27 protein-coding genes are annotated in these 26,571 nt (G+C 29.0%); 5 read left to right on the top strand and 22 right to left on the bottom strand.

The features are described 5' to 3' along the window. Window positions 1-44 precede the first annotated feature (44 nt). The 8 genes from QZ286_RS04955 to uvrA all read right to left on the bottom strand — a co-directional run bounded on the left by QZ286_RS04955 (window position 45) and on the right by uvrA (window position 8,323). Window positions 45-731, bottom strand: a complete 687-nt coding sequence (locus QZ286_RS04955; RefSeq protein ID WP_291255869.1) for an ABC transporter ATP-binding protein — start codon at window positions 729-731, stop codon at window positions 45-47. Then, the gene (locus QZ286_RS04950; protein ID WP_291255868.1) at window positions 724-1,887 is read right to left on the bottom strand and encodes an ABC transporter permease; all 1,164 of its coding nucleotides are present in this window, start codon (window positions 1,885-1,887) and stop codon (window positions 724-726) included. The genes QZ286_RS04955 and QZ286_RS04950 overlap by 8 nt, the downstream gene beginning before the upstream one ends. A gap of 27 nt (window positions 1,888-1,914) precedes the next feature. Next, a complete protein-coding gene (locus tag QZ286_RS04945) occupies window positions 1,915-2,883 on the bottom strand; it encodes an aromatic acid exporter family protein (protein WP_291255867.1) in 969 nt (322 codons plus the stop codon). A 41-nt stretch (window positions 2,884-2,924) separates the two neighbouring features. Beyond that, window positions 2,925-3,647: a 5'-methylthioadenosine/adenosylhomocysteine nucleosidase gene (locus QZ286_RS04940; protein WP_291255894.1), complete on the bottom strand. Its 723-nt coding sequence runs from the start codon at window positions 3,645-3,647 to the stop codon at window positions 2,925-2,927. 63 nt (window positions 3,648-3,710) lie between these two features. Continuing rightward, window positions 3,711-4,277 (bottom strand): CHAP domain-containing protein, encoded by a 567-nt coding sequence (locus QZ286_RS04935; protein WP_291255866.1) that lies wholly within the window; start codon window positions 4,275-4,277, stop codon window positions 3,711-3,713. 13 nt (window positions 4,278-4,290) lie between these two features. Continuing rightward, entirely contained in the window at window positions 4,291-4,785 is a 495-nt protein-coding gene (locus QZ286_RS04930) for a thioredoxin family protein (RefSeq protein WP_291255865.1), read from the bottom strand. A gap of 18 nt (window positions 4,786-4,803) precedes the next feature. Further along, window positions 4,804-5,394 carry a Holliday junction branch migration protein RuvA gene (ruvA, locus tag QZ286_RS04925; protein WP_291255864.1) on the bottom strand — a complete coding sequence of 197 codons (591 nt, stop codon included), beginning with the start codon at window positions 5,392-5,394 and terminating at the stop codon, window positions 4,804-4,806. Between the two features lie 16 nt (window positions 5,395-5,410). Continuing rightward, window positions 5,411-8,323, bottom strand: a complete 2,913-nt coding sequence (gene uvrA, locus QZ286_RS04920; RefSeq protein ID WP_291255863.1) for an excinuclease ABC subunit UvrA — start codon at window positions 8,321-8,323, stop codon at window positions 5,411-5,413. A gap of 263 nt (window positions 8,324-8,586) precedes the next feature. Between uvrA and QZ286_RS04915 the strand changes: the two genes are divergently transcribed. From QZ286_RS04915 to phnE, 4 genes are all read left to right on the top strand, one after another. Beyond that, entirely contained in the window at window positions 8,587-9,198 is a 612-nt protein-coding gene (locus tag QZ286_RS04915) for a MarC family protein (protein ID WP_291255862.1), read from the top strand. A gap of 193 nt (window positions 9,199-9,391) precedes the next feature. Continuing rightward, window positions 9,392-10,267: a phosphate/phosphite/phosphonate ABC transporter substrate-binding protein gene (locus tag QZ286_RS04910; RefSeq protein WP_291255861.1), complete on the top strand. Its 876-nt coding sequence runs from the start codon at window positions 9,392-9,394 to the stop codon at window positions 10,265-10,267. Window positions 10,268-10,275: 8 nt separating this feature from the next. Beyond that, entirely contained in the window at window positions 10,276-11,007 is a 732-nt protein-coding gene (gene phnC, locus QZ286_RS04905) for a phosphonate ABC transporter ATP-binding protein (protein ID WP_291255860.1), read from the top strand. After that, complete coding sequence (phnE, locus tag QZ286_RS04900) at window positions 10,997-12,553, top strand: phosphonate ABC transporter, permease protein PhnE (protein ID WP_291255859.1); 1,557 nt, start codon at window positions 10,997-10,999, stop codon at window positions 12,551-12,553. The genes phnC and phnE overlap by 11 nt, the downstream gene beginning before the upstream one ends. 118 nt (window positions 12,554-12,671) lie before the next feature. Here phnE and QZ286_RS04895 read toward each other — a convergent pair whose 3' ends face one another. The 9 genes from QZ286_RS04895 to QZ286_RS04855 form a co-directional block, all read right to left on the bottom strand. Then, on the bottom strand, window positions 12,672-13,457 hold the full coding sequence (locus tag QZ286_RS04895; protein ID WP_291255893.1) for a MurR/RpiR family transcriptional regulator: 786 nt from the start codon (window positions 13,455-13,457) through the stop codon (window positions 12,672-12,674). Between the two features lie 13 nt (window positions 13,458-13,470). Then, window positions 13,471-15,045: a PTS transporter subunit EIIC gene (locus QZ286_RS04890; RefSeq protein ID WP_291255858.1), complete on the bottom strand. Its 1,575-nt coding sequence runs from the start codon at window positions 15,043-15,045 to the stop codon at window positions 13,471-13,473. Between the two features lie 13 nt (window positions 15,046-15,058). Next, a complete protein-coding gene (locus tag QZ286_RS04885) occupies window positions 15,059-16,399 on the bottom strand; it encodes a 6-phospho-alpha-glucosidase (RefSeq protein WP_291255857.1) in 1,341 nt (446 codons plus the stop codon). A gap of 345 nt (window positions 16,400-16,744) precedes the next feature. Beyond that, window positions 16,745-17,773, bottom strand: a complete 1,029-nt coding sequence (locus QZ286_RS04880; protein ID WP_291255856.1) for an SIS domain-containing protein — start codon at window positions 17,771-17,773, stop codon at window positions 16,745-16,747. Between the two features lie 34 nt (window positions 17,774-17,807). Further along, window positions 17,808-18,893, bottom strand: a complete 1,086-nt coding sequence (locus QZ286_RS04875) for an SIS domain-containing protein (RefSeq protein WP_291255855.1) — start codon at window positions 18,891-18,893, stop codon at window positions 17,808-17,810. A 12-nt stretch (window positions 18,894-18,905) separates the two neighbouring features. Beyond that, on the bottom strand, window positions 18,906-19,718 hold the full coding sequence (locus QZ286_RS04870; protein ID WP_291255854.1) for a PTS system mannose/fructose/sorbose family transporter subunit IID: 813 nt from the start codon (window positions 19,716-19,718) through the stop codon (window positions 18,906-18,908). Further along, entirely contained in the window at window positions 19,705-20,490 is a 786-nt protein-coding gene (locus QZ286_RS04865; RefSeq protein ID WP_291255853.1) for a PTS mannose/fructose/sorbose/N-acetylgalactosamine transporter subunit IIC, read from the bottom strand. The genes QZ286_RS04870 and QZ286_RS04865 overlap by 14 nt, the downstream gene beginning before the upstream one ends. 22 nt (window positions 20,491-20,512) lie before the next feature. Next, window positions 20,513-20,971: a PTS sugar transporter subunit IIB gene (locus QZ286_RS04860; RefSeq protein WP_291255852.1), complete on the bottom strand. Its 459-nt coding sequence runs from the start codon at window positions 20,969-20,971 to the stop codon at window positions 20,513-20,515. 37 nt (window positions 20,972-21,008) lie between these two features. Continuing rightward, window positions 21,009-21,425, bottom strand: a complete 417-nt coding sequence (locus tag QZ286_RS04855; protein ID WP_291255851.1) for a PTS sugar transporter subunit IIA — start codon at window positions 21,423-21,425, stop codon at window positions 21,009-21,011. A gap of 237 nt (window positions 21,426-21,662) precedes the next feature. Between QZ286_RS04855 and QZ286_RS04850 the strand changes: the two genes are divergently transcribed. Beyond that, on the top strand, window positions 21,663-22,853 hold the full coding sequence (locus QZ286_RS04850) for a RepB family plasmid replication initiator protein (protein ID WP_291255850.1): 1,191 nt from the start codon (window positions 21,663-21,665) through the stop codon (window positions 22,851-22,853). 59 nt (window positions 22,854-22,912) lie between these two features. Here QZ286_RS04850 and QZ286_RS04845 read toward each other — a convergent pair whose 3' ends face one another. The 5 genes from QZ286_RS04845 to QZ286_RS04825 form a co-directional block, all read right to left on the bottom strand. Next, on the bottom strand, window positions 22,913-23,551 hold the full coding sequence (locus QZ286_RS04845) for a cyclase family protein (protein ID WP_291255849.1): 639 nt from the start codon (window positions 23,549-23,551) through the stop codon (window positions 22,913-22,915). 116 nt (window positions 23,552-23,667) lie between these two features. Continuing rightward, complete coding sequence (gene hydE, locus QZ286_RS04840; protein ID WP_291255848.1) at window positions 23,668-24,753, bottom strand: [FeFe] hydrogenase H-cluster radical SAM maturase HydE; 1,086 nt, start codon at window positions 24,751-24,753, stop codon at window positions 23,668-23,670. 8 nt (window positions 24,754-24,761) lie between these two features. Beyond that, the gene (locus tag QZ286_RS04835; RefSeq protein WP_291255847.1) at window positions 24,762-25,247 is read right to left on the bottom strand and encodes a D-Ala-D-Ala carboxypeptidase family metallohydrolase; all 486 of its coding nucleotides are present in this window, start codon (window positions 25,245-25,247) and stop codon (window positions 24,762-24,764) included. Continuing rightward, window positions 25,244-25,768 (bottom strand): NUDIX hydrolase, encoded by a 525-nt coding sequence (locus QZ286_RS04830; protein WP_291255846.1) that lies wholly within the window; start codon window positions 25,766-25,768, stop codon window positions 25,244-25,246. The genes QZ286_RS04835 and QZ286_RS04830 overlap by 4 nt, the downstream gene beginning before the upstream one ends. A 9-nt stretch (window positions 25,769-25,777) precedes the next feature. Further along, a complete protein-coding gene (locus tag QZ286_RS04825) occupies window positions 25,778-26,545 on the bottom strand; it encodes an RNA methyltransferase (RefSeq protein WP_291255845.1) in 768 nt (255 codons plus the stop codon). Window positions 26,546-26,571 lie beyond the last annotated feature (26 nt).

Below are 26,571 nucleotides of genomic sequence, written 5' to 3'. Positions count from 1 at the left end.
TATACTCCAAAAACTCTTGATTTCCTTTTTTTTTATTAAAATTTTTATAAATTTTCTACTAATACACCTTTTTTCAAATAAACTTGCTTATCTGAGATATCTGCCAAATCCTTAGAGTGAGTTACCACAATAATAGTTTGTTTCTCATTTTTATTTATATCTTTCAATATTTTAAATATCATCTCACTTGTCTCTTCATCCAGATTTCCTGTTGGCTCATCTGCCAATAAGATTTTTGGAGAGTTTATTAAAGCTCTAGCTATTGCCACTCTCTGCTTTTCTCCTCCTGATAGTTGAGAGGGTTTATGAGATTTTCTCTCCTCCATTCCCACTTTTTTTAATAGACTCAAAGCTTTTTTCTCTATCTCCTCTTTTTTATCAAAATTATTTAATAGAGCAGGTAACATAACATTTTCTAAAGCTGTAAATTCAGGTAATAGATAGTGAAATTGAAAAACAAAACCTATTCCCTGATTTTTCAAACTATCTTTCTCTGTTTCAGATAGTGCTTCTACCTCTTTCCCATCTATAAATATCTTCCCACTATCTATCTTATCTAGTAGTCCAATTACATTTAATAGTGTTGATTTACCAGAACCTGAACGTCCCAATATAGAGATGAACTCTCCCTCTTCCACTACAAAATTCAAGTTTCTAATTATATGTAGCTCCTCACTGTTACTACTATATTTTTTCTCTATATTTTCAAGTCTTAAGATCTCTCTACTCATACTTTAAGGCCTCCATTGTCTCCATTTTTGCTGCTCTATATGCAGGGAATATACTCGATATAAATATTATTAAAAAATTAGCTCCTATTATTACTAAAATCTCATTTAAAGTTATCTCCACTGGGATTTTTGTCAGATAATATATTGAAGTGATGAAATCCAAACTATTATTTTTTATGTACCAAAGAAATAGTAGAGATAGTGTAGTCCCTATAAAAATACCTACTCCTCCCAATACCATACCCTGAATTAAAAAAACCTTCATTATATTTTGCTTGGAAAATCCCATAGCTCTCATTATTCCTATATCTTTAATCTTTTCTCTCACCAGCATATTAAGAGTTACCCATACCACAAATCCAGCTATAACAACAATCAATGAAAAAACCATTATCATAACTGTTTTTTCAAGTGAGAGAGCTGAAAGAAGATTTCGGTTCATATCTCCCCAAGTTCTTGAAAATATCCCTGTTTTATCAGTAATTTCTATTGAAATTGGACGAGCTTTATATGGATCATCTAAAGTTACATCTATTTTAGAAACAACATCCTCTCCATACATTAAATATTGTACAGCCTTTAGAGGTAAGATTACCATATTTACATCATAATCATAATAACCACTTTGAAATACACCTTGAATCTTAAATTTTATCTCTTTATTCTCAGATGAGATTATTGTTACCTCATCACCTATACTAGCCCCAATAGAACCAAATAGCTCCTTTCCTATAAGAATTCCATTTATCTTATCTGGATCTATACTCCCTAAGACTATCTTCTTATCCAAATCCATAGCCTTTTTAGCACTCTCTAGATCATACCCTTCAATCTTAACTCCAGATACATATCCACCAAAAAGTCCATTATATTTGAATATACCTTGAGTAGCTATACTCGGAACAGCTCCCTTTACTCCTTCTATCTTTTCTATCTGATCTTTTACCTCTTTATAATCTTTGATCTTGCCACTGTTAGCTACTACTACATGACTTGTTACAGAGAGAATACTATCTATCATATTTTTATCCAAACCATTGGCTATCCCTATAGATACCATAAGAACTATTACCCCAATAGTTATTCCTATTACAGATATCAAACTTTGCTTCTTTCTCTCTATTATATGTTTTTTAGCAATAAAGAATTCTATCATCTTACTCCTCTTCTCTCTTCTGTTATTTTATCTTTTGCTATCTCTCCACTTCTCCATATAGTCTTTTTTCATCTCCAAAAACTCCTCAATATCATTTAAAAATTGAAAAAGTGTTGCTCTGCTCTCAAACTCGACTCTACTCTGTGGAAGTGGCATCTTTTTAAATACCTCTCTTATTCTCTCTAACTCTACCAATACCCCTTGATAGAGTTGATCTACACCGATAGCATCTGATACTTTTCCTGCAAACTCTGAGATTATTGGAGTGTGTGCACTACTCAAATAAAACCTATAAAAATGTTTTCTCATTCTCAGTAAAATTTTATATTGATTTCTCTTCATTTGAACAAAATCTATATTCTGTCTTGAACTATCAAATAGATCATTATTATACTCTTGAAAAGCTATCTCTCTAGCCTCATCTAACTCTTTTTTTAACTCTTTAAAAATCTTATCTTCATCTGTGAAAACTGAACCTGTAATAAGGACATCTCCAAAATAATTTATTAGTGTTTTCATTAGAATATCAATATTTTTTCTTTTTATTTCTAGTTCTTTCCCCATATTTGGCATATACATATTCAGTATTAAGGCAACACCTATTCCAAGAAAAAGTATATAAACTTCATTCATAACTATTGAAAAGGAAACCTCTTTTAAACTTAAAATATGTGTTGCTAAAACAACTGTGCATAAAAAACCTTGAAACAACTTAAATTTTAGACACAACGGCATAAAAATTAATATGAATAGCCCAAAAGTTAGGGGAGAATATCCAAATATCTGAAAGGATATCACTGCTATAAACAACCCAATCAGAGAGGCTAAAAACCTCTCAAAAGCTATAATAAAAGACTCTTTTTTGGTAGCCTGTATACTTATTATTGTAACTATTCCTGCTGTTGCTCCAAACTGTATTCCAAATATATCTGCTAGATATATAGAGATAAAAGTTCCTATTGCTGTTTTTATTACCTTGTGATCTACATACTTCATTTTATCCTCCTAGCTTCTCAATATAGGGAAATTCAGATAGCTTATTTTATATTTTTTAACATCTCTTTTACAATTTTTGCAGAGTTGTTAGCAGCTACTTGTACAAACTCATCATATACCATCTCTGCTCCTCCATCAGCTTTATCTGATAGAGCTCTCAACACTACAAATGGAACTCCATATATCTGTGCCACTTGAGCAACTGATGCTCCCTCCATCTCAACAGCATCCGCTTTAAAATACTCACCTAAAAATTCCACTTTTTTCTTGTCAGCTATAAATTGATCTCCTGTGGCTATTCTTCCTAAATGTACCTTGTCTTTTCCTAAAACTTTTATAGCTGATTTTGTAGCCAAATCAATAAGTTCAGGATTAGCTTTAAATTCAGCACTCTCCTCTCCTGGTATTAATCCCAATGGTCTATCGAAGGCACTTAAATCTACATCATGCTGCACTAGATCTTTTGATATAACTACATCTGCTACATTTAGCTTTCTATTAATTGCTCCAGCCACTCCTGTAAATATTATTTTTTCTGCCCCAAACTCTCTAATTACAGTATTAGCTCCTACAGCAGCATTCACTTTTCCCACTCCTGTTTTCAATAGAACTACATCTTTATTCTCCAATTTTCCTTGATAGAAAGTTATTTTTCCTATTGTTTTCTCTTTCATATCTTTTATCTCTGGTTTTAAAAGACTTATCTCCTCGTCCATTGCACCGATTATTGCAATAGTCTCACCATAAGCTAATACTGAACCCATAGCTAAAATTGCACCAATTAAAAATTTTTTCATTCTTCATCTCTCCTTTAATACTTATATAAATTAATTATTTTTACTCAATCTTCCTATTACACTCTCATCAGTAATATACCATTTATTCTCTCTATTTTCTAGTGAAATTATATCTCTACTCTTTTTCCAACAGTTTTGTTGTACCAATTCCAACTCATTATTACCAACCTTTGAAACTATTGCCACTCCACCATTTGGTTTCAGTAATGAAGGTTTGAATACCAAGATATCCCCCTCTTTTACTGAATATACACTTGGATTGCTATATTGAATTAATTCTAAACCTCCATTTATCTCTCCATCTTTAATATTGAAGTCATAAAAATCTTTTCCTTTTTCAATATCAGTAGAGAATCTGTGTTGAAATTGGTGATCATAGTACCTTTTCACAAACTCAACTCCCTGATATTTTTTACCATAATAGTATCCATCAGCTCCAAAGCTATCTCCCTTACTTGTAAATGGAATATTATTAAAATATATATTCACACCATTGTAGTTATCTATTACTTTTCCCACTTCTTTGTTGTAATAAAGTCTCAAACTCCCAAAAAGAGTGAGTAGTAATACTGATATTTGCAAAACTCTCTTTAACATCTTTTCCCCCAACTTATTTTATTTTTAATTTTTTTAGTATCTCCTCTATTATATCATCTGATCTCTTTCCAGCAAAATACTCTTCACTCACATTTTCAAAACCTATATTTCTATACTTTGCTGGTCTTCCTACATATCTTGCTACAAACTGAAAATCTTCATCTAAAATAGCAAGAGTTGGTATTACATACAGCTCTTCAGATATTTTTAATTTTTCTCTCAAGTATCTAAATCCTCTTCCCTCGGTTATAATTGTGAGCTTTATTTTAGGATTTATCTCTGTTATCTTGAGTAAAACAGGGAGAGTAGCTCTTACATATGGACACCACGACTCTGCACTCAACAGGAAATTATACCCTTGCTCTAAATCTCTTATCTTCTCTGTAAATTCCTCACATATAGTGATATTTTCACTTATTTTCAAAATCTCATCTCTCTCTTTATCAGTTGCAATACTCATAAAAAGATCATAACTCATTCCAGATTCAAACAGCTCTTTGTACTCCATTTTTCCTCCTTATAACCTCTAATACTTCACTTTTTTCAACACCATTTTTATAGCTTCCTCAATTGATGTAAAGCTTCTTAACTCCTCTTTTGTCACTAGAGAGTTTATCTCTTTTTGGCTATATCCCAATGATTCCAATGCTTCATATAGTTCATCTTCTATTGCAAAACTTCCTAAAATATCCTCATCTTGAGTAAATAGATTTCCAATAGCTTTCAATTTTCCTTTTAGATCCAATATTACCTGTTGAGCCTTCTTCTCTCCCAATTTTGGAACTCTTTTCAATGTAGCATAGTCATTATCCCCAACTATCTTTCTCAACATATCTGAATCAAATGTTGACATAATAGAGAGTGCTAGTGAAACTCCAACACCCTTTACTCCCAGTAACATCTCAAAAAGATTTCTCTCTCTCTCCTCTAAAAATCCAATTAATTTAAAGGCATCCTCTTTTATATAATTATAGATATATAACCTAACTACCTCTCCTGTCTTTATCTTTTCATACACTCTTAAAGATATATTTACCTTATAACCTACACCATTTACATCTAAGGCTAAGTACTCTGGTTTTTTGTACTCCACTCTTCCTTTTAAGTATTCAAACATCTAAGCTCTCCTTCTTTTAATCTAATTTTATCTCATCCTCTGCTACCTCTAATAACTCAAGTTTTTTCCTTCCTCTTCTCTTAGTAACAGGTATTATTTTCTCATTTTTTAATATTTTATCTATATATTTTCCTGTATAACTTTTCTTTACCTTAGCTATCTCTTCTGGAGTTCCACAGGCTACTATTGTTCCTCCTCTATCTCCCCCATCTGGACCTATATCTACTATATAGTCAGCACTCTTTATCACATCTAAATTGTGCTCAATTATCACTACACTGTTTCCCTTCTCTACCAATCTATTCAGTACTTCAAGCAACTTTCTTATATCTTCAAAGTGTAATCCTGTAGTTGGTTCGTCCAAAATATAGATAGTTTTTCCTTTGGTCATTTTTGACAACTCTGTTGCCAATTTTATTCTCTGTGCTTCTCCTCCTGAAAGGGTTGTAGCAGGTTGTCCAAGTTTTATGTAGTCCAAACCTACATCTATTAAGACTTTCAATTTTCTCTCCAAACTTGGTATCGTTTTAAAAAATTCATAAGCCTCTAATACGCTCATATTTAAAACATCTGAAATTGTTTTTCCTTTGTAGAATACATCTAAAGTCTCTTTATTGTATCTTTTTCCTTTACAAACTTCACACTCTACATATACATCAGGTAAAAAGTTCATCTCTATCTTTATTATCCCCGCTCCTTGACAAGCTTCACACCTTCCACCTTTTACATTGAATGAGAATCTTCCCTTTGAAAATCCATGAGCCTTAGCGTCCTTTGTTTCTGCAAATATACTCCTTATATCATCAAAAATCTTGGTATAAGTAGCTGGATTAGAACGTGGTGTCCTTCCAATTGGGCTTTGATCTATATTTATAACTTTTTCTAAACTTTCAATTCCCTCTATCTTTGAATACTCCAACGGATATAGTTTTCCTTTATTCAATCTATTAAAAAGTGCTGGAAAAAGAGTATGGTTTATCAAAGTTGATTTTCCACTCCCACTCACTCCTGTTACTACAGTCATAACTCCTAAAGGTATCTCTAAATCTATATTTTTTAAGTTATTTCCCTTAGCTCCATATATCTTTAAAGATTTTTCCCAACTACGTCTACTCTTAGGCACATCTATTCTTAACTCCCCTTTTAGATATTTTCCTGTAAGAGATTCTTTATTTTTCATCACCTCTTTTGGAGTTCCGTGAGCCACTATTTCACCACCATACTCCCCCGCTCCTGGTCCTATATCCACTATTTCATCAGCTTGTAACATAGTATCTTCATCATGTTCTACTACTATCAATGTATTTCCTAAATCCTTTAATCTCTTCAAAGTAGCTAATAACTTATCATTGTCCTTTTGATGAAGTCCTATACTTGGCTCATCCAATACATACAGTACCCCTGTAAGTCCCGAACCAATTTGAGTAGCCAATCTTATTCTTTGAGATTCTCCTCCAGACAAAGTTTTAGTCTCTCTTCCCAAGCTGAGATAATCCAGTCCTACATTTATCATAAAAGATAATCTTTCTCTAATCTCCTTCAATATCTCTTTTGCTATTTTTTCCTGCTTTGAAGTGAGAACTATCTGATTGAAAAAATTCAAAGCATCTTTAATACTCATCTCACACAGTTCCATTATATTTTTTTCATTGACAGTCACTGCTAAAACTTCTGGTTTTAATCTCTTTCCATTACATACTTTACAGACTCTTTCAATCATGTATTTATTCTCAATCTCCTCTTTCATTGATTCTGAAAAAGTCTCATAATATCTTCTCTCTAGATTTTTTACAGCACCCTCATACTCCTTATATCCATGGAATTGAAAATCTTCCCCCTCATAATCAAATCTAAACTTCTCCTCTGCACCATAAAAGACTATATCTAAATCTCTCTTTTTCATATCTTTTACAGGTATTGTTAAATCTATTTTAAAAGCTTTTGCCATAGATTTAAAAATCTCCCAACTATATCCCTTTCTTGTAGAAGCTCCTGGAATATATATTCCTCCATCAAGAATAGATAGTTCCTCATTCTCTATCAATTTGTTCTCATCAACTTCTAATTTTTTCCCTATTCCTTTACATTCAGGACAAGCACCAAATGGAGCATTAAAAGAGAATAATCTAGGTGTTAGATCTGGTATACTTACCTCTTCATGATCAGGACAAGCATAGTTTTCACTATATGAAAAATCCTCACCATTAATATTTAATATCACCTTTCCACCAGAAAGTTCTGTTGCACTCTCTACTCCTTGAGTAAATCTGCTAATGAACTCTTTATCCTCTTTTTTCAGTACAATTCTATCTACTACCACCTCTATACTGTGTTTTTTATTTTTATCTAAAGTTATCTCGTCCTCTAAATATAGTATCTCTCCATCAACTCTTGCTCTTACAAACCCTTTTTTTAATAGGTTTAGGAAAAGGTTTTTGTGAGTTCCCTTTTTATCCTTTACAACTGGAGATAAAATTATTACCTTATCCCTCTCCTCAAATCTCTCAATAGCTCCTTCTACTATCTCCTCTATACTCTGTTTCTCAACTGGCTTATTACAAATTGGACAGTGAGCAGTACCAATATGAGCAAATAATAATCTCATGTAGTCATATACTTCTGTTATAGTTCCAACTGTCGAACGTGGATTTCTATTTGTTGTTTTCTGTTCAATGGAGATTGCTGGTGCTAACCCCTCTATACTATCTACATCTGGCTTTGTCATCTGACCTATAAATTGTCTAGCATAAGCTGAAAGACTCTCAACATATCTTCTCTGTCCCTCTGAGTAGATTGTATCAAAGGCAAGTGAAGATTTTCCACTCCCGCTCACTCCTGTAATTACCACAAATTTATTTTTAGGTATCTCTATATCTATATTTTTTAAATTATGCTCTCTTGCACCTTTTATAACTATTTTATCTAACAACAAACTCACCCCTTTTACTACTATCTCTTTTCATTGTATATTATACACTATTTTTATCTATTTTTAAAACTCTTCTATAATATTTCTTTGATATTTTAAGTTAATCTCTAGTATATTAAAGAAAATTGTATAACATTTATGAAAAATATAATTTTCTTTTTTTCTATATAAAATTTAATTTTAAATATACTATTTATCAATTGACACATTTTACAAAAAGAAATATAATTAATGAAGTTTGAAAAATGGAGGGAAATTTTTTTATGGGTATTAATACAATATTTATAAATGCATTAACATTAATAGCTGTTTTAAATCCTTTTGGTAATGTTCCACTTTTTATAGGAATGACTGAAGGAATGGAGAGGGAGACAAGGGCAAAACTATTTAAATTGATTGCTCTTACTGGTTTTTTTATAACTTGGATATTCAGTTTGGTTGGAGAATTTCTGATGATCAATTTTTACAGAATCAATATGAATGAGTTAAAAATGGCTGGTGGTCTTATCCTAATTCTTATGGCTATCAAGAGTTTAATCTTTCCACCAAGAAGAAGAGCATCTGAAAAATCTTTATCTGCTGAAGAGCAAATTAAACAAGCTATCATTCCAATGGCTTTTCCTATGATGGTTGGTCCTGGAAGTTTGACTACTGCTCTAATTGGACGTGCTGAACACGGACTAGTTTCTAACAGTCTTTCTATACTTATTGCCTTCATACTTATATTTTTAATCTTAATGATAGGTAGTTTACTTGAAAGAATTTTAGGAAAATTAGTTCTATATATTCTATCGAAAGTGATGCAGATATTTATAATGTCAATTGGATTTAGAATATTCTTTGATGGTTTTTCTCATGTTATAGATAAATTTTAAAATTACAAGGAGCTTTTAAGGCTCCTTTTTTATATAATTTTACTTTGAATACCCCTTGAAAAAATATAGAAATTGGATTATACTTAAATTGTCGGAAATTATGTAATTTCTGGTAATTTATTAAACTATATGCGGTTAACATTGAGCCGTATAGTTACTTTAATAAAAAATTTTAGTAGGGGGTTAAGTTATTATGAGGAAAAGATTAAGTGTCTTTTTGGTTTTTTTAGTTGCAATTTTATTTGCTTTTACAGGGTGTGGTGATAAGAAAGAACAAGAAACTCTAAAATTGGGTTTTGTTCCTCTTATAGATGGTGATAAGCTTATTGAATCAACAGCTCCACTTGCTGATGTTTTAAGTAAGGCAATAGGTAAAAAAGTAGAGATAGTCACAGCTACAAACTATGTGGGAATAGTTGAAGGAATCAGTGCTTCAAAGATAGATTTTGGGATTATTCCACCATTTGCATATGTGTTAGCTAACAAAGAAAGTAATGCTCAAGTAATTTTAAAAGCTAAGAATAAAAAGGGACAATCTTTTTATCGTTCTGAGTTCTTTGTAAATAAAGATAGTGGAATAAAGAGTGTAGAGGATTTGAGAGGTAAAAAAATAGCTTTTGTAGATCCTTCATCATCTTCTGGATACCTTTATCCAGGTGCATTTTTAAAGAAAAATGGAATAGATTTAGAAAAAGATATTCAGGTTGTATATAGTGGTGGGCATGATAAATCTTTACAACTATTATTAAATAAAGATGTAGATGCTATTGCTGTATATGAAGGTGCTAGAGAAAAATATCAAAAAGAGTTTGATGGAATAATGGAACAAACTGAGGTTCTATGTTATTCAGACAACATTCCATATATAAGTGTTACAGTGAGAGGAGATATGACTCCTGAATTAAAAGAGAAGATTAAAGAGGGGCTTCTAAAAGGGCTTAATGGAGAAGATGGAAAAAAATTAACAATAGAACTATTCAATCTATATGGATTTGAAGAGGCTCAAGATAGCGATTACGAAGGAATAAGAACAACTGCAGAGTTGATGAATATTGATTTAAGAAAATAGGAGATTAAATGCTTGAAATAAAAAATTTAGTTATAGAATACAAAGAGGTTAGAGCTGTAGATAGTGTTAATTTAAAAGTTAAATCTGGAGAGTTTATTGCTGTAATAGGTTCTTCTGGTAGTGGAAAATCTTCTTTGATGAAATCAATTAATCTTTTAGTAAAACCTAAAAGTGGAAGTATAAAATTGGATAATAAAGAGATGACAGATCTTTCCTCTAAAGATTTGAGATTGATGAGAAGAAAGATTGGATTTATATTTCAAGATTATAATTTAATCGATAGGTTATCTGTAATAGAGAATGTATTGACAGGAAGGCTTGGTTACAAGTCTTCCTTAAAATCTTTATTAGGAATTTTTTCTAAAGAGGAGTATGAGAAAGCTCAAAAAGCTCTTGAAAAAGTTGGACTTTTGGAGAAATCTTTTGTAAGAGGTAGTGAACTCTCTGGCGGACAAAAACAAAGAGTAGCTATTGCAAAAGTTCTAGTACAAGAACCCAATTTAATTTTAGCAGATGAGCCAGTAGCGAGTCTTGATATAAACAGTTCAAAAATTATTATGGAGTATTTTAAAAAGATAAATGAGGAGCAAGGGATAACAGTTATCATAAATATACATGATGTAAACATTGCTCTAAAGTATGCAGATAGAATAATTGCTTTGAAAAAAGGAAAGATAGTTTTTGACAATAAAAGGAGTGAAATAACTGATGATATCCTTAGAAGCATATATGAAGTCTAAAAGAAAAGAGAATTTAAAATATTTTTTGATAATATCCATAAGCATTCTCATCTTAGCTTATCTTATTGATACAGATATATTTATCTTTATAAAAGGTATTCCAGATATGATGAACCTACTATTTAGAATGATTCATCCTGATCTAACATACAATGAAACATTGATGACAGCTTTACTAGAAACAATAGAGATGAGTATTTTGGGATCTAGTTTGGGACTTCTTTTCTCCATTCCCTTTATCTTTGTGACAGCTGAAAATATAGCTCCCTCTAGATTACTAGCTTCTCTGTTAAATAAGTTTTTTTCGATAATAAGGACTATTCCAAGCCTTATTTGGGCAGCAGTTCTTGTTAGTATCTTCAGTATAGGAAAGTTTTCTGGAACGATAGCTTTAACTATCATTGGTTTCTTAATATCTCAAAAACTTTTAAGAGAGAGAATTGAGGAGATAAAGGAAAATGAGCTAAACTCCATAGAGGCTGTTGGTGCTAACAAAATCCAAATAATGTATTACTCTGTAATTCCAAATATAAGTAAACATGTTATAGCTATTTTTTTCTTAATCTTAGAGAGTAATATCAGAAGTGCAACTATACTTGGATTTGTTGGTGCTGGTGGAATAGGACAACTCATGTGGACACATTTAAACCACTTAAAATACAATAGTCTTGCCACAATCATATTTATACTGTTCTTTATAATATTTATTATAGATTTTTTAAGTCTATGTATGAGAAGAGATATAAAAATAAAGTTATTCCAAATAAAAACTTTGACAACTTTTAAAATTGTAAAAATTTTAAAAAAAATTGCTCTTTTTTTAATTGTGTATATCTTTTTAAAAACAATTAACGATTATTTTTCAATAAGTTTTCAAAGATTAATAATCGGTATTATACAGGGGAAAAACATCTTTATAAGGATGTTACATCCTAATTTTCTATACATTCCAAAATTGATGAATGGTATATTTGAAAGTTTGTATATAGCTCTATTTGCTACAATCATATCAAGTATACTCTGCTTAATTTTAAGCTATTTCACAGCTTGTAATAGTTCTAAGAGTAAGATAACATCTATTTTCTTTAAAATCTTTTCAAATATCCTTAGAACATTTCCTCCTATGATTGTAGCAATCATCTTTTTTAGAGGATTGGGACCAGGTAAATTTGCTGGAGCTATGGCACTTATTGTCTATACTACAGGTAGTATGACTAAAATATACAGCGAAATCATAGAAAATGTCAACCCTAATATTGAAGATAGTATTAAATCTACAGGTGCTACAAATGTAAGTGTTTATTGTTATGCTCTTTTAAAAGAGACATTCCCTTCATTTATAGGAGTAGCTCTTTATAGACTAGAGTCCAATATAAGAAATTCTACAATTTTAGGAATTATTGGTGCTGGTGGAATAGGGACTCTTTTGAATATGAATATAATTTGGAGAAATTGGGAAAATGTAGGAATGATAGTACTTGTTATAGGTTTAATGATTGGTAGTATAGATACTATAAGTAGAAAAATCAGAATGAGAATAAAGTGATATTTTTAAGTTTGTATTAATAATAAAACATAAAGATAAATTATAAAAGATAGGGAAAATTTTATATTATCCCCTATCTTTTTAATATCTATTCTAATTTTTATTTAATTATTCTTCATTAAAAATATTTATCTTCTATATAAAATAAATAAAGATAATTTATAATATAATTGATTGAAAATTCTTGAATTACTGGAGATTCAAATTCTTTGTAATTTAAATTAGAAACTAATAAAGTAATCTCATTAGTATAATTATAATCTTGTTTTGAAGAAAGATAAATTGTTTTTATCTTCTTTTTTCTCAGTACTCTTTTAATTCTATTAATTTGAAAATTATTATTTGAAAAACTTATAATAATTACTAAATCATCTGATTTTATATGAGTAATAATATTATCTTGCGAAGAAATTGTCAAAGGACATATCGTATTTTTCCCTAATCTCATAAATTTTTCACTTATATTTTGAGCAAGAATATTCGAAAAAGAAGTTCCAAAGAAAAAAATTTTTTTAGCTTCTTTAATCCAAGATATAGTATTTTTAAATTTTGTTACATCGTTTAACTGACTAGTTTCTTCTATCGCTTTGAATATATCACGTAAATATCCACCATTTAATGTTCTTTGATTATTATTGAACTTTACAATTTCTTTTTCTTCTAAAAAATTATTATATATTCTACAATCTTCTTTTAACGTTTTAAAATCACTATTATTAATTCTTCTACAAAATCTAGAAATAGTTGATGTTGAAGTATTACACTTTTGTGCCAATTCTTTTATTGATAGTTTTGGAATCATTTTATGATTATCTAAAATATAATTAGCTATAATTACTTCTATTTTTGGATAAAGTTCATTATTATCACGACATTTTTTTAAATTTGAAAAAAAAGAATACATACCAATCACCTAACTATTCACGTTTTAAAAATTCTCTCATCTCTACTTTTAACAAATTTGCTTTATTTCCATAAATAATTTGTATTCCATTTTCAACTAAAATAGCTCCACTTGCACCCAAAGATTTTTCAAAAATTTTTAAATCATTTACCTTAGAATTATCTTCTAAAGTTAATCTAAGTCTTGTAAAACAAGCATCAACTTTTTTTATATTTCCTTGTCCACCTACTGCCTTTATTATCTCTTTTAATAATTCGGTTGAAATATTTTTACTTATACTATATTTTTCAGATATTTCTTCGCTATTATTTTCAAAATTTTCTTCTCTTCCTGGAGTTTTTAAATTTCTTTTTTCTATATATATTTTAAATGTAAAATAATATAACACAAAATATATGGGGCCTATTATTAAAAGATAATACCAATGAGATCCTTTATCTGAATTTAGTATACCATTAAATATAAAAGAAAGTAAAGGTCCACCAAAACTAGATGGTCCTGGAATGTTTATTTGTAGTATATAAGTTAAAATATATGCTATTCCAGCATAAAAAGAATGAATTACAAATAATATAGGCGCTGTAAATAAAAACGAAAATTCTAATGGTTCAGTAATCCCCATTAAAGCACAAGGCAATACCGCTGCTGTCATTAAGGCAGCTACTTGCTTTTTATTTTTTGATACTGATGTTTTATAAATAGCTAAAGTAGCTCCTGGTAACCCAAACATAGCAAATAAGACTTTTCCATTCATTACAAATCTTGTAATATTTATGTCAAATTTAGCTGTTGGCGAACTTAGTATTGCATTATATATGTTTACTGCTCCTTCCACCATAACTCCATCTATATTTAAATAACCTCCTAATTGAGTAAAAAAGAATGGCAAATAAATAAAATGATGTAATCCAAAAGGAAGAAGTAATCTTTCAGATAATCCATATATAAAAGCTCCTCCAACACCTATTGAATTAATTATAGCAGAAGATTTAATCAGTAAATGTTGAATAGTTGGAAAAATAAAAGCTAAAATTATTCCTAAAATACTTGAAAAAATAATTGAAAGTGCTGGTATAGACCTAGTTCCATTGAAGATAGATAATATTGCTGGTAATTCTATTTTATAGAATTTACTATGAATATGTGCTATTAAAAATCCAACCAAAATTCCTCCAAAAACACCTGTATCTAAAGTTAATACTCCTAATATTTGTTTTTGGCCAATTAATAAATTTTTAGGATCTAAATTTCCTGTATAAATAAGAAAATTTCCTAATATTGTATTCATTGTCATATATCCTAAAAAACCACTAAGCGCTGCTGTTGCTTTTTCACTTTTTACAAAACCATAAGCTATACATATTGCAAAAATTACTGGAATATTATTATTTACTACATTTCCTGTATCTTTTAAAATATTAAAAAATATAGTTATTTTTTTTAAAAAAGGAAATAATTCTAATATCTTTGGATTTGTAAAACCACTTCCTATTCCAACTAAAATTCCTGCTATTGGTAATATTAAAACAGGAGCCATTAATACTTTTCCCAACTTTTGAAATTCACTAAATAATCTATTTTTATTCATTTTTCCCCCTAAATTAATAAGATTTTTTTTCTAATTTTGGCCAATATTCTCCATTTGCGACTATAAAATCATCTAAAATAGCCTTAGCGATATTTGTTGATGGAATTGTTTTGTTTATTGCTATTGCTTGAAGAGCTTTATCATAAGAATTTTCAAAATAAGCATCCACTGCTAATTTTTCTGAAGCAGCTTGATTTTCTATTAGTCCTTTATAAAAAGTTGAAATAGGCTTTCTTGAAATTGCTTCAGGTCCCCAGCTTCTTAAGTAAGCAGGGACTTCTACCATTATATCTGGTGGTAAATTAGGAATTGCTCCATTATTTTCTACAATAACTAAATATCTATATCCCTTATTATAAGCAATAGAAGCTGCTGCATCCACTATAAAATCTCCAAAAACAGTAAATTCTTGTATTGGACTTTTATACTCAGATGGATTTGCTAAATATTTTTGATACTCTTCTATCATTTCTTTCTCTCTACCATTAATTACCATATCAGCCCTTGTATAACTAGGATCCATTTTTTTTACAACATCAGATGAATACAAATAATATTGTAAATAACTATTTGGTAAATATTCAGGATAATCTTTTATTATTTCAGCATATTGCTTCCAAGTTTTTTGCCAATCCTTATCTTTATGATGTTTATCACTACATGCTGTCATTCCATTTTCTAAAATTAATTTTCTTAATTCCGCTAACCTATCTTTCCCTGTTTTATCATATAATGCTGTAAACCATCCAAAATGATTAAGCCCAAAATATTCAGGATCTAATTCTCTCCAGTCTTTTAATCCTAACATTTTACTATATGATAATAAAATTGCTACTGGCATATCACATATATTTAAAATTTTTTCGTTTCCAAATTCTCTTCTTGTAGCCTCTGCTACTACAGCAGCTGGATTTGAATAATTTAAAATCCAACAATTAGGAGAATATTTTTTAGCTTGTCTTATAATCTCTATAACAGCTAGAATTGATCTAATTCCATAAGAAATTGACCCTCCTGGTCCACAAGTTTCTTGACCTACAACACCATACTTTAATGGTATTTTTTCATCATAACTTCTCATTTTTAATCCACCTTGTCTTATTTGTGCAAAAACAAAATCAACATCACTAAAAGCCTCTTTATAATTAGAAGTACTAACTACCTCTAATTCTTCGTATGTTTCTCTTATAAACTGATTCATTATTAACTTTACCATATTCATTCTTTCTTCATCAATATCAAATAAAATCAATTTTTTTAATGGAAATTCCTCCTTTTTTTGTAATAAACTTTGTATTATTCCTGGAGTATGTGTACTTCCAGCCCCCACAATTACAACTGTATTCTTTTTCATATTTTCCTCCTAAAATTTTATAAAATCTCCTATTTAGATAATAACATAAATTTAATTCAGACATTTTAAATTTTCAAAAAATGAAAATTTAAAATATTTGACATATAATATTTTTTATTATAAAGAATTGCCATAATTCATTTAATCAATTTTTTATTTATAAGCTTTTTTTGAGGAGTTATCTCAAATAAATATTTGAAATTTTTAAGTAAAAATTCAATAGAATAATTATGATAAATAAAATAAAAGGATCAACTTCTGTAGAATACAGAAATCAATCCTCATTAATTAATAATTAAATAATAATGTTTAATAAAATATGAACATTATATAGAAATTCATTTATTAATAATCAAATTGTCTATAATAACGTCTTATATCTAAGCTATGTTTTGTGTTATCTTCAAAATGGAATGCTAGACGATCTACTAATACTGTTGAAGCTATTGTAGGTGCTATTATCCAACGATATTTCTCATCTATTCCTTCAAGAGTAAAGTCCATAGTATCAATTACAGTTAATTTTTTAGTATGCTCTTTTAAAAATCTCTCTGCTCTATCGTCTAATACTCTACATTTTCCTGAACCTTTTACTAAGAATACACACACATCATCCTCTACTAATTCTAATGTTCCATGGAAGAACTCTGAACTAGTTACAGATTTTGTTCTTAACCATTGCATCTCTTCCAATAAACACATTGAGAATAGATAAGTTTCTCCCCATGTTTCTCCATCTCCAACCCATATCATATATGGTTCTTTATAATAATTTTTAGCTGCTTCTTTTGCTACTGGATCAAATTTATATTTTGCTTCTAATAAGTTTTCTGGAAGTTTCATTAATTGATCTGCAAACTCATCATAATCTTTAAAGTCACCACTATTTTTTAATAATCTTAAGAATAACCAATATAATAACATGTATTCGTATTCTACTCCATTTTCATGTCTCATTGGAATAACATATTTTGAAGCCTTTGCAAGTGGTGATTCTGGATTTTTAGTACAACAAACTACATCCATTCCATTTTCTTGACACCATTTTGCTATTGCTACAGTCTCTTTAGTATCCCCTGACTTAGAAAGTGTTATAATTACTGAATCTTTACATAATGATTTATGTCCTCTTACTAATAACTCTGCTGCTTGTTCTATAAATACAGGAATATCAGTTAATTGTTTTGCTATTTCTCCCATTGCTAACATTGGAGCTAAACTTCCACCTACTGCTGTAAAAAATATGTTTTTATATCCTTTTTTAGAAATTTCATCTGCAGCTGCCTCTGCTATTGGACGAGCCTCTCTGATTAAATCTGCACTTGTTCTGTACTCTTGTTCGTTGAATTTTAACATTTCTGAATATTTAGACATTTTTTTTCCTCCTGTTTGCTGTTTATTTTAAATTTTAATTTATTTTGCTTTTTAATACTTTATCAAAATCATCAAAAATTCTAATTTCTAAATTTATCCCTTTTAAATTCGCAATTCTATAGCTCAATATTTGAATAGGAATTACTAATAAAATTACTAATAGATTCTCGTCTATCTCTTCATTCAATTCAAAATTTATATTTTTAAAATCTTCTTTTGCAAATCCAATTATAGAAGAAAAACCTACATATTTTTCCATATATTGTTTTAGTAATAGTAATCTTTGAGAAAATATCCCTTTCGAATTCAAATAAAATATATAGTGTTTTTTATTTGCTTCTAAATATGGTCCATGCATATACGATTCTAACTCAAATCCCTGTGAAGGATATCTAACCGTTTCTGTAAATTTAGTTTCAAATTCTTTAGCAATTCCTGTACTAGGTCCATAACCTATACATATAAATCTTTCTCCTTTTTCTAATAAAAGTTTATTGGTTTCAAAATAATTCTCTGTTTTTAAAATAATTTTTGGAATTTTTTCTATTATTTTTTTTATTTGAAAAATATTATTATTAAACTTTTCTACTGAAACCAACTCTTTCATTTTTCCTAAATATAAGGAGAATAATATTATATTTAACACTGTAGCTGTAAATCCTTTTGTTACAAATCCTACATTTTCTATTTCCATATTCAATTCTAATATATAATCACTGTACTCTACTATAGGACTACTTAAATTTGACGTTATAACCAATGTCTCTGCTTTGGTTTTAGATTTAATCTTTTCTAAAGCTTTTATAGTAGAAGCACTTCTTCCACTCTGCGAAATTCCAATTATTAAATCAAATTCATTATTAATCATTCCATAGTTAGTATAATTAAATGGTTCTTCAATAAAAACAACTGTCTTTAAATTTTCTTCTAATGTATATTTTATTGTTAATGCTGCATTCATTGATGAACCTGTTGCTAATATCAAAATATTTTTTAACTGTTTTTCTTTTAAAGAAAACAATAGATCTCTATTTTTTTCTTTAAATCCATTAAATATTTTTTCTAAAATTTCTTTTTCTCTATAGATATTTGTTAACATAGTTTCTTTTATTTCTGCCATAACTATTTCCTTCTAGAATATTCCTATAAAAGATCCTAAGATTCCAAATATAGCCATTCCTAATAAAATTGTTAATGGTTTTACATTTTTCCCTAATAAATAATATACTACACCAAAAGTAGCTAATGGTAATATTCCTGGCATAATATCATTTAATATATTCTGAACTACTACTGCACCTTCCCCTTGACCAATTGCTAATGGTGTTGTTAAACTTACCATTTGAGAGGTCATTGCCCCAATTACAATAAGTCCTAAGATTGAAGCTCCATAAGTAACTTTTTTCATTGTTCCTGTTTTCTCTAATCTACTTAAAAACTCAGTCCCTAATCTATACCCCATCTTTGTAAAAATATAACGAATAATAATATGTGGAATGTTAAATATTAGTAAAAATATTATTGGTCCTAATATATTTCCTTTTAGTGCTAGTGATGTTCCTATTCCTGTTGCAATCAATCTTAAAGTTCCCCAGAAGAATGAATCTCCTATTCCTGAAAGAGGACCCATTAAAGCTGTTTTTATATTATTTATAGAATTTTCATCAAAACTATCTGACTCTGAATTTTCTTTTTCCATAGCTATAGAAATTCCTAACATTAAAGTTACAATATGAGGAGTCATATTAAAAAATTCCAAATGTCTTTTTAATGCTTTTATTAATCCCTCTCTGTTATCAGCATATAATTTTTTTAGTGCTGGAATCATTGCATATACATATGCCAAACTCATCTGTCTCTCATAGTTCCAACTGAATTCCATACTAAATGATCTTAAAAAAACTCTATTCAAATCTTTATCTGTTATTTTATTAGAAGTCTTCATCTTCTAATTCACCTCCTTGAGTATTTGAAACAGTTTCACGAACTCCAACTCCATTAGATGAAACATTTACTAAAATTATAGCTAATATGGCACCAAATATAGCTATTCCTGTTAATGGTATTCCTGTATATGCAGCTATAAAAAATCCTAAGAATAGATAAACAACTAACTCTTTATTTAAAAGTAATCTTGCTAACATTGCAAATCCTAGTGCAGGAATTATTCCTGTTGCCACTTCTAATCCTCTTTGAACAAAAGTAGGTATCATTTTTAATAAGTTAGTAATTACATCTCCACCTAAATAAAAGGCAACAAAAGTGATCACTCCTAATAATAGAGATAACCCGAATCCAGATAAAAGATGCATTCTCTCAATTCCTTTACAATTTCCTTCACTTGCATAGTCATCAGCTTTGTGCAACAACATTGGTATTATAATTCCATTGTACAAATTTTTCATTATCAGTGTGAATGTTGCAATTGGTAAGGCTAACAATAAAACTGTTTCAACTCCAGATTTTGAAGCTATTGAAAAAGCTATTGCTAATATTCCTCCTGTTATTACATCTGGTGGTAAAGAACCTCCAACTGAAAACGATCCAATGAAAGCCAATTCTAATGTAGCTCCCATTATAACTCCTGCCTTAATATCTCCCATTACAATTCCAGTTAATAAACCTGTAACTATCGGTCTACAAATTAAACTTGTTCCTAATGCATACTCACATTGAGAAACAAAAGCAATTAACCCCAATAAAAATGCTGTTATCATTTTGTATTCCCCCTTTTATTTTTTAAAAAATTATTTTGCTATCTGTTGGAACCTGACGAATTTCTATCTCTATATTTTTATTTTTTAACTGATTCAACATTGTTTCATCTTCTGGAAAAAGATTTACTGCTTTAGATATATTTCTAGTCCCATCAGCAGCTTTAGTCCCACCTAAGTTTATTTGTTTTATCTCTCCTACTTCGTTAGCCAATAAGTAAGCATCTTTAACTGACTCTACTACTATAAATAATTTATATTTATCTGTTACACCTGATTTTAAAGCTTCAATAGAGTCTTTTATACTCTTTATTACTAATTTTACTCCTTGAGGTTTTGCTAACTTCATAGTAGTTTTTCTCAACTCATTATTTACCACGTCATCATTAGCAATTAAAATACAATCTGCTCCTATATTATTTGTCCATGAAAAAGCTACCTGTCCATGTAATAATCTATGATCTACCCTTGTTAAAACTATCATATGTGTCCTCCTTAATTTAATTATAAAGTATTAAAAATTAAAACTCTTCATCTTCCACCATTTTATCTATTTCTAAATTACAGTATTTTATTTCATCTTTTGTATTTTCTAAAGATTTCATAATCAACTCTCTAGCTGTTATATAACTATCTTGTTCACTCAACAACTCAATCATTAAAGGTAAATTTAATCCTGAAACAACATGTATATTCTTGTGATTTTCTAACTTCTGTAGGAATCCATTATTAACACTTCCACCATAAATATCTGTAACTACTATTAATTCTTCTCCATTAACTCCATTAATAATTTTCTCTATCTCTTTTTCTAAATCGAATTCCTTATTTGTATAACAACTTAATTCATTTAAATTTTGAAATTTTCCCAAAACAAGCTCAATGGATTCTTTTATTCCTTTTGCAAAATTTCCATGTGTAGCCATTAAAAACTTCATAATTCATCCTCCTAATGTTTTATTTCAGTTATTTTTCTATCGTTTTTGTTCTTTTATTCTTGTTTTAAGTCTAACATCTTTTATATAACGTGTCAAACTTTTCAAAATTGTCGTCTATTTTTATATTTTATTTTCTCTATTTTTATAATATAATAAAGATACAGAAGCTTTTCTTTTACAATTAACGTTTTTTTTAAATAATATTGTCGTCTATTATATCAAGGGGGAACTTTTAAAATGGATAAAAATTTTTTAAAAAATAATCATAATTTAGACTTAGAGTTATCATATTATAAGAAATTTTCTAAAAACGATCATCTTTTTAAGCAATATCTTATTAAAAATATTCTTTTATTAAAACAAAACACTTTTACATTTTCACAAGAAGAAATATTAAACTTACTTAAACTTGCTCATGGAGAGAGTTTTGATGAATTTTTAAATAAATTTTTTATGAAAAAAATCTATTTAAAATATAATATTCGTTCAAGTGATCAATACTCATTTTTAGGAATATCTCCTATACTCTCTTTTTCAAAAATTAGTACTACATATAGCATTACTTTAAGTGACACTTTTTTTAACATAATCTTAGAAAAAGAAGATCTTTCAAAAAAATTACAACTAAGAACTCTCCTTAGTTTTTCTAATCCTTCTGTTCAAAAAATTTATATATTACTTAAAGCTAGTAAACATCTTGTTATTAATTTAGATGAATTAAAAGAGCTTTTTAACATTGAAGATAGCTATGAAAGATTTTATGATCTTGAAAAAAAGATCATTCTACCAACTATAAATGAGATAAAAAATATAACTTCTTTTGAAATTGATTATAAAAAAATCAAAAAAAATGTTGCTAAAAATAGTAAGGTTACAAGTATTGAACTCTCTATAATCAATATTGAAGCTAGTGAGATCTTATTAAAGAAGATTATTAAATATTCAAATAATATTCCTCTAATAAAAAAATTATTTTATAAATACTCCTCTATTTATAATTTTGAAGATATTACTCTTAATATTGAATATGCTATCAAACACTATAAAGATGATTTTGATTCTTACTTGATCAAGTCAATAAAATACAACTATGCTAAAAATAAATTTAAAAATAAAATTAGAGATCTTGTTAAAAAATATAAGCTAATAATTAATATTAATCAGAAATACGAATCTTTAGAGGAATTTAGAAATAGCTTATTTGAAGAGATAAAAAGAAATAAAATTATAAAATTACAACTTAATCTGAATTTATTGAAATTTAGTTATATTAATTCTCCAAATATCATAAATAATAAAATTTATACTTGTTTTTATCAAGAACTTAATATTGATAACTTTTGTTATTATGAAGATGAACAATGGATTATTTTAGGAGAGTTTAACGGAAATATTTCTAGTAATATTGCTATTTTAAAAAAATATTAATAAAACTGCACCTTATCTTAATATCTAAGATTTGGTGCAGTTTTTATTAATTATTCTCTCTACTCTTCTATAGCTATAACTCTCACAGGTCCACCATCTATCCCTTTTATCTTCAATGGTAAACAGATTATCTCTACTATCTCTTTAGAAATTTCATCTATATTACATAAATTCTCCATTATATATATCTTATTTGATCTAAGTAGAGTTTTATGTACCTCAAGAAATGGATCTCCATACTTATCTACACTGAAAGTATCTATCCCCACAGCTTTTATATTTGAATACTCACTTATTTTTTTAGCTAATTTTAAACTTAAATATGGGTGTTCGTAGTACCTCTTTTCTCCCCAATATCTATCCCAACCAGTATTAAAAACTATAAAATCTATATTAGATAGTTCTTTTTCATAATTTTTTAATATATCTTCTCCCATCTCTCCATCGTTTTTTACTTTAATTATAAGAGCCTTTCCTACAAAATTTTCAATCTCTAACTCATCTACATTTTTATATCCAGAAAATATATGAGAAGGTGCATCCATATGAGTTCCAACATGAGTATCTATATTTATATTAGTTTCCTTATAACCGTGTGCCTCATAGAATTTAGTCTGTCTAAATAATGCAACATCTTCATTATCATATTTTGTTAACTTTTCATCATAAATATGTGATAGATCAATAATTTTTTTCATACAACATCTCCCCTTTTTAAAAAAATAGGCCTGAGTATGATCCAAAAGGATATACTCAAGCCTTAAAGCTATCTTTTATATCTATATTCTAACATATAAATATATTTATTTCAAATTTATTTATTTTTAAAGTGTAGAGAATCTCCCCAAGCTCCATATACTATCTCATCACCTATAGATTTTACCTTTTTATCCATATCCTCTTTTGCTTTTTCAACACTATCTTTTATTCCAGGTTTGTTATCGTAAAGAAGATATTTTCCTTTATGTTCCAAAGCAGTTGCCGTTGGCATAAGTATATTAGCCCCCGCAAGTAATCCCTTCTCTCTCCCATTCGGATCAAGACCTTGAAGTGCAGTAGTAGCTGCTATATTAACATCTTTTAAGAGTATTCTTGTAATGGCAATCATCTTTAAGCCCAACTCTACTCTCTTTTCCTCACTTCTAACTACATTTTCCCACTCTTTTCCCAGTGGAGTATCTCTATGTAAAATATATGGTCCCATACCTATCATATCTATATCCATCTCTTTATAGAATAGAATATCATTTACAAGATCCTCTTCTGTTTGATTAGGAAGTCCTATCATAACCCCTGTACCAACTTGATAACCTACCTCTCTCAAATATTCTAAACATCTCTTTCTAACTTCAAAAGTATGTTTGTTATCCATTGGATGTAATTTATTATATATATCTAAGTTAGTAGATTCTATTCTTAATAGATATCTATGTGCTCCAGCATCAAACCATCTTTGATAAGTCTCTTTACTCTGTTCTCCCAACGAAAGAGTTATTCCTAACTTGCCATTAGAAAGAGTTTTTATCTCCTTTATCAAATCCTCTATAAAGTCTACAAACTCCTTATCTTGTCTCTCTCCAGATTGTAGAGCAAGAGAGGCATAATTATTTTCATATATCCATTTTACAGATTTCATTATCTCATCTTTTGACATAGAAAATCTCTCTACCTTTTTATTGTCACGTCTTATTCCACAGTAGTTACAATTTTTTATACATCTATTACTTATTTCAATAAGCCCTCTATAATAGACTTTTCTTCCTACATACTTACTCTTTATTTCATAAGCTTTTTTAAAAAGTAATTCCAAATCCTCTTTATCCTCAATCTTCATCAATTGAATTAAATCAGATTTTGTAAACTCCTCTTGATTTAAAATACTCTCTATTTTTTTTGTCATTTAAACTCCTATCTAATCATCACTTGTTTTCTCTCTTGAAGCCTATACTGCTTAAATCCTACATGAAGATGTCCTCTTCTAGGATAGTATATCAACTGATCAAAACTTTTCAATTTTTTTCTAACTTTTTCAAACTCTTTTCTTCCCAACTTCCCCTTTTTCAAAAGAATGTCTACAGCCATTCCTCTCCTATGCATTGAAGTTGATGAGCCACCTACTGCTTTGTTCAGCCTCTCTCCTCTATACCAACTGGTAACAATAACAGGACGCCCCAATATCTTTCTTACTGCATCCAATCTTCTAGCAGTGTATCTTATATTAGCCCTCTCTTCCCAATTAGGTATATTTTTTATTCTCTTCTTTTTTGCTGTTGAGCTATGAATTGCCTCTCCCATTGTAAAGTATTTTGAAATTTTCTCATCTCTATCTATTCTAGTTGAAGTACAGCTTGTTAATAAAAGTATTAAAAGAAAAAAACAGGCTACTCTTTTCATAGTATTCCTCTTTTTCTCTTAGCAAATTCCACTCCTATTATACTTTTTCCATCTGACAACTGATCTAAAGTCAAATCTTTTAACGACCTTCTCTCCACCTCTACAAATTCATCTTCATCAAGGTGTTGCTCTGTTTTTATTAAATTTTCAGCATAGTAAAGGTAGAACTTTCCATCAGATATTCCTGGACTTGAAAAGTATTCACAAATCTTTTCAAGTTTTGTAGCTCTATATCCAGTCTCCTCTTCTAGCTCTCTCAATGCAGCTTCCATAGGACACTCTCCACTTTCTAAAAGTCCTGCTGGTATCTCCAAAGTCTCAATTTTAACAGCAGGTCTATACTGTTTTACTAAAAGTATGGAATTATCCTCAAATACTGCTACCACTCCAACAGCATCTCTTCTCCCTGTAAAAGTCCAATCTACAACTCTTTCATTTGGAAGTCTCAATTTTTTTGAATAAACCTGCATATGCTCATTTCTAAAAACCTCTCTGCTCTCTAACTCTTCAAATTTCTTCATATCTTCCCTCTATCTTTTTATTAGCTCTCTCACTTTATAAAGTATAATTCCAGATGCCATAGCCACATTCAAAGACTCTGCACTTCCAAATATTGGAATAATTACAGTTTCATCTGCTGACTCTAACATCTCTTTAGAAACACCATTTCCCTCACTTCCAAAAACAACAGCATTTTTCTCCTCTAACTTCATCTGTGTATACTCTATAGAGTTTTTTTCTAAAGCTGTCACATGTAACTTATATCCTCTCTCTTTTAATAATTTTAAAAGTTCACTCTCTTCCATATACACAATGTTCATATTAAATATAGACCCCATACTACTTCTTACAGATTTCTCATTATATACATCTACACTTCCCTTTGTTAAAATTATATCTTTAAATCCTGCTGCATCTCCAACTCTTATTATAGTCCCTAAATTTCCAGGATCTTGTACATTATTTAAGACTATTATATTATCCTCTAATTTTTCCAAACTACTTTCACAATATGGATAAACTAAAATCACCCCTTGTGAATTTTCTTGTGATGTCAACTCCTTAAAGATCTTATCTCCCACTATTAATTTTCTACACTTAAATCTATCAAGTTTAGGAGCGATATTCTCCTCATTCTCAACCCCCTCTTTTAATACAATTAGATTTGGCTCATATGAAAAATCTAAGAATTTTCTTCCCTCAGCTATAAACTCTCCATTTAGCTCCCTATACTTTCTCTGTTTCAATTTTTTTATTTTTTTTATTGTATTATTATCTAAACTATTTATATATTCCACAATATCCTCCAAGTTTTATTTCTACT

Source organism: Fusobacterium sp., assembly GCF_019012925.1.
Classification (GTDB): Bacteria; Fusobacteriota; Fusobacteriia; order Fusobacteriales; family Fusobacteriaceae; genus Fusobacterium_A.
Note: the sequence above shows the minus strand (reverse complement) of the source record. Positions and strands in the feature narration are given on the sequence as shown.

Bases quoted from the DNA above. Each gene is read 5' to 3' on its own strand.
- QZ286_RS04940 (WP_291255894.1), bottom strand. From the start codon at position 3,647: ATGGGTTCAGTATTAGCTTATGGTGAGACTATTGCAATAATCGGTGCA.
- phnE (WP_291255859.1), top strand. From the start codon at position 10,997: ATGAAGTCTAAAAGAAAAGAGAATTTAAAATATTTTTTGATAATATCC.
- QZ286_RS04860 (WP_291255852.1), bottom strand. From the start codon at position 20,971: ATGATAGTTTTAACAAGGGTAGATCATAGATTATTACATGGACAGGTA.
- QZ286_RS04885 (WP_291255857.1), bottom strand. From the start codon at position 16,399: ATGAAAAAGAATACAGTTGTAATTGTGGGGGCTGGAAGTACACATACT.
- QZ286_RS04915 (WP_291255862.1), top strand. From the start codon at position 8,587: ATGGGTATTAATACAATATTTATAAATGCATTAACATTAATAGCTGTT.
- QZ286_RS04950 (WP_291255868.1), bottom strand. From the start codon at position 1,887: ATGATAGAATTCTTTATTGCTAAAAAACATATAATAGAGAGAAAGAAG.
- QZ286_RS04890 (WP_291255858.1), bottom strand. From the start codon at position 15,045: ATGAATAAAAATAGATTATTTAGTGAATTTCAAAAGTTGGGAAAAGTA.
- ruvA (WP_291255864.1), bottom strand. From the start codon at position 5,394: ATGTTTGAATACTTAAAAGGAAGAGTGGAGTACAAAAAACCAGAGTAC.
- QZ286_RS04870 (WP_291255854.1), bottom strand. From the start codon at position 19,718: ATGAAGACTTCTAATAAAATAACAGATAAAGATTTGAATAGAGTTTTT.
- QZ286_RS04830 (WP_291255846.1), bottom strand. From the start codon at position 25,768: ATGAAGAAATTTGAAGAGTTAGAGAGCAGAGAGGTTTTTAGAAATGAG.
- QZ286_RS04850 (WP_291255850.1), top strand. From the start codon at position 21,663: ATGGATAAAAATTTTTTAAAAAATAATCATAATTTAGACTTAGAGTTA.
- QZ286_RS04855 (WP_291255851.1), bottom strand. From the start codon at position 21,425: ATGAAGTTTTTAATGGCTACACATGGAAATTTTGCAAAAGGAATAAAA.
- QZ286_RS04835 (WP_291255847.1), bottom strand. From the start codon at position 25,247: ATGAAAAGAGTAGCCTGTTTTTTTCTTTTAATACTTTTATTAACAAGC.
- QZ286_RS04910 (WP_291255861.1), top strand. From the start codon at position 9,392: ATGAGGAAAAGATTAAGTGTCTTTTTGGTTTTTTTAGTTGCAATTTTA.
- QZ286_RS04930 (WP_291255865.1), bottom strand. From the start codon at position 4,785: ATGGAGTACAAAGAGCTGTTTGAATCTGGAATGAGTTATGATCTTTTT.
- QZ286_RS04955 (WP_291255869.1), bottom strand. From the start codon at position 731: ATGAGTAGAGAGATCTTAAGACTTGAAAATATAGAGAAAAAATATAGT.
- QZ286_RS04845 (WP_291255849.1), bottom strand. From the start codon at position 23,551: ATGAAAAAAATTATTGATCTATCACATATTTATGATGAAAAGTTAACA.
- QZ286_RS04865 (WP_291255853.1), bottom strand. From the start codon at position 20,490: ATGATAACAGCATTTTTATTGGGGTTAATTGCTTTTGTTTCTCAATGT.
- QZ286_RS04945 (WP_291255867.1), bottom strand. From the start codon at position 2,883: ATGAAGTATGTAGATCACAAGGTAATAAAAACAGCAATAGGAACTTTT.
- QZ286_RS04895 (WP_291255893.1), bottom strand. From the start codon at position 13,457: ATGTATTCTTTTTTTTCAAATTTAAAAAAATGTCGTGATAATAATGAA.
- QZ286_RS04875 (WP_291255855.1), bottom strand. From the start codon at position 18,893: ATGGCAGAAATAAAAGAAACTATGTTAACAAATATCTATAGAGAAAAA.
- QZ286_RS04880 (WP_291255856.1), bottom strand. From the start codon at position 17,773: ATGTCTAAATATTCAGAAATGTTAAAATTCAACGAACAAGAGTACAGA.
- hydE (WP_291255848.1), bottom strand. From the start codon at position 24,753: ATGACAAAAAAAATAGAGAGTATTTTAAATCAAGAGGAGTTTACAAAA.
- phnC (WP_291255860.1), top strand. From the start codon at position 10,276: ATGCTTGAAATAAAAAATTTAGTTATAGAATACAAAGAGGTTAGAGCT.
- QZ286_RS04935 (WP_291255866.1), bottom strand. From the start codon at position 4,277: ATGTTAAAGAGAGTTTTGCAAATATCAGTATTACTACTCACTCTTTTT.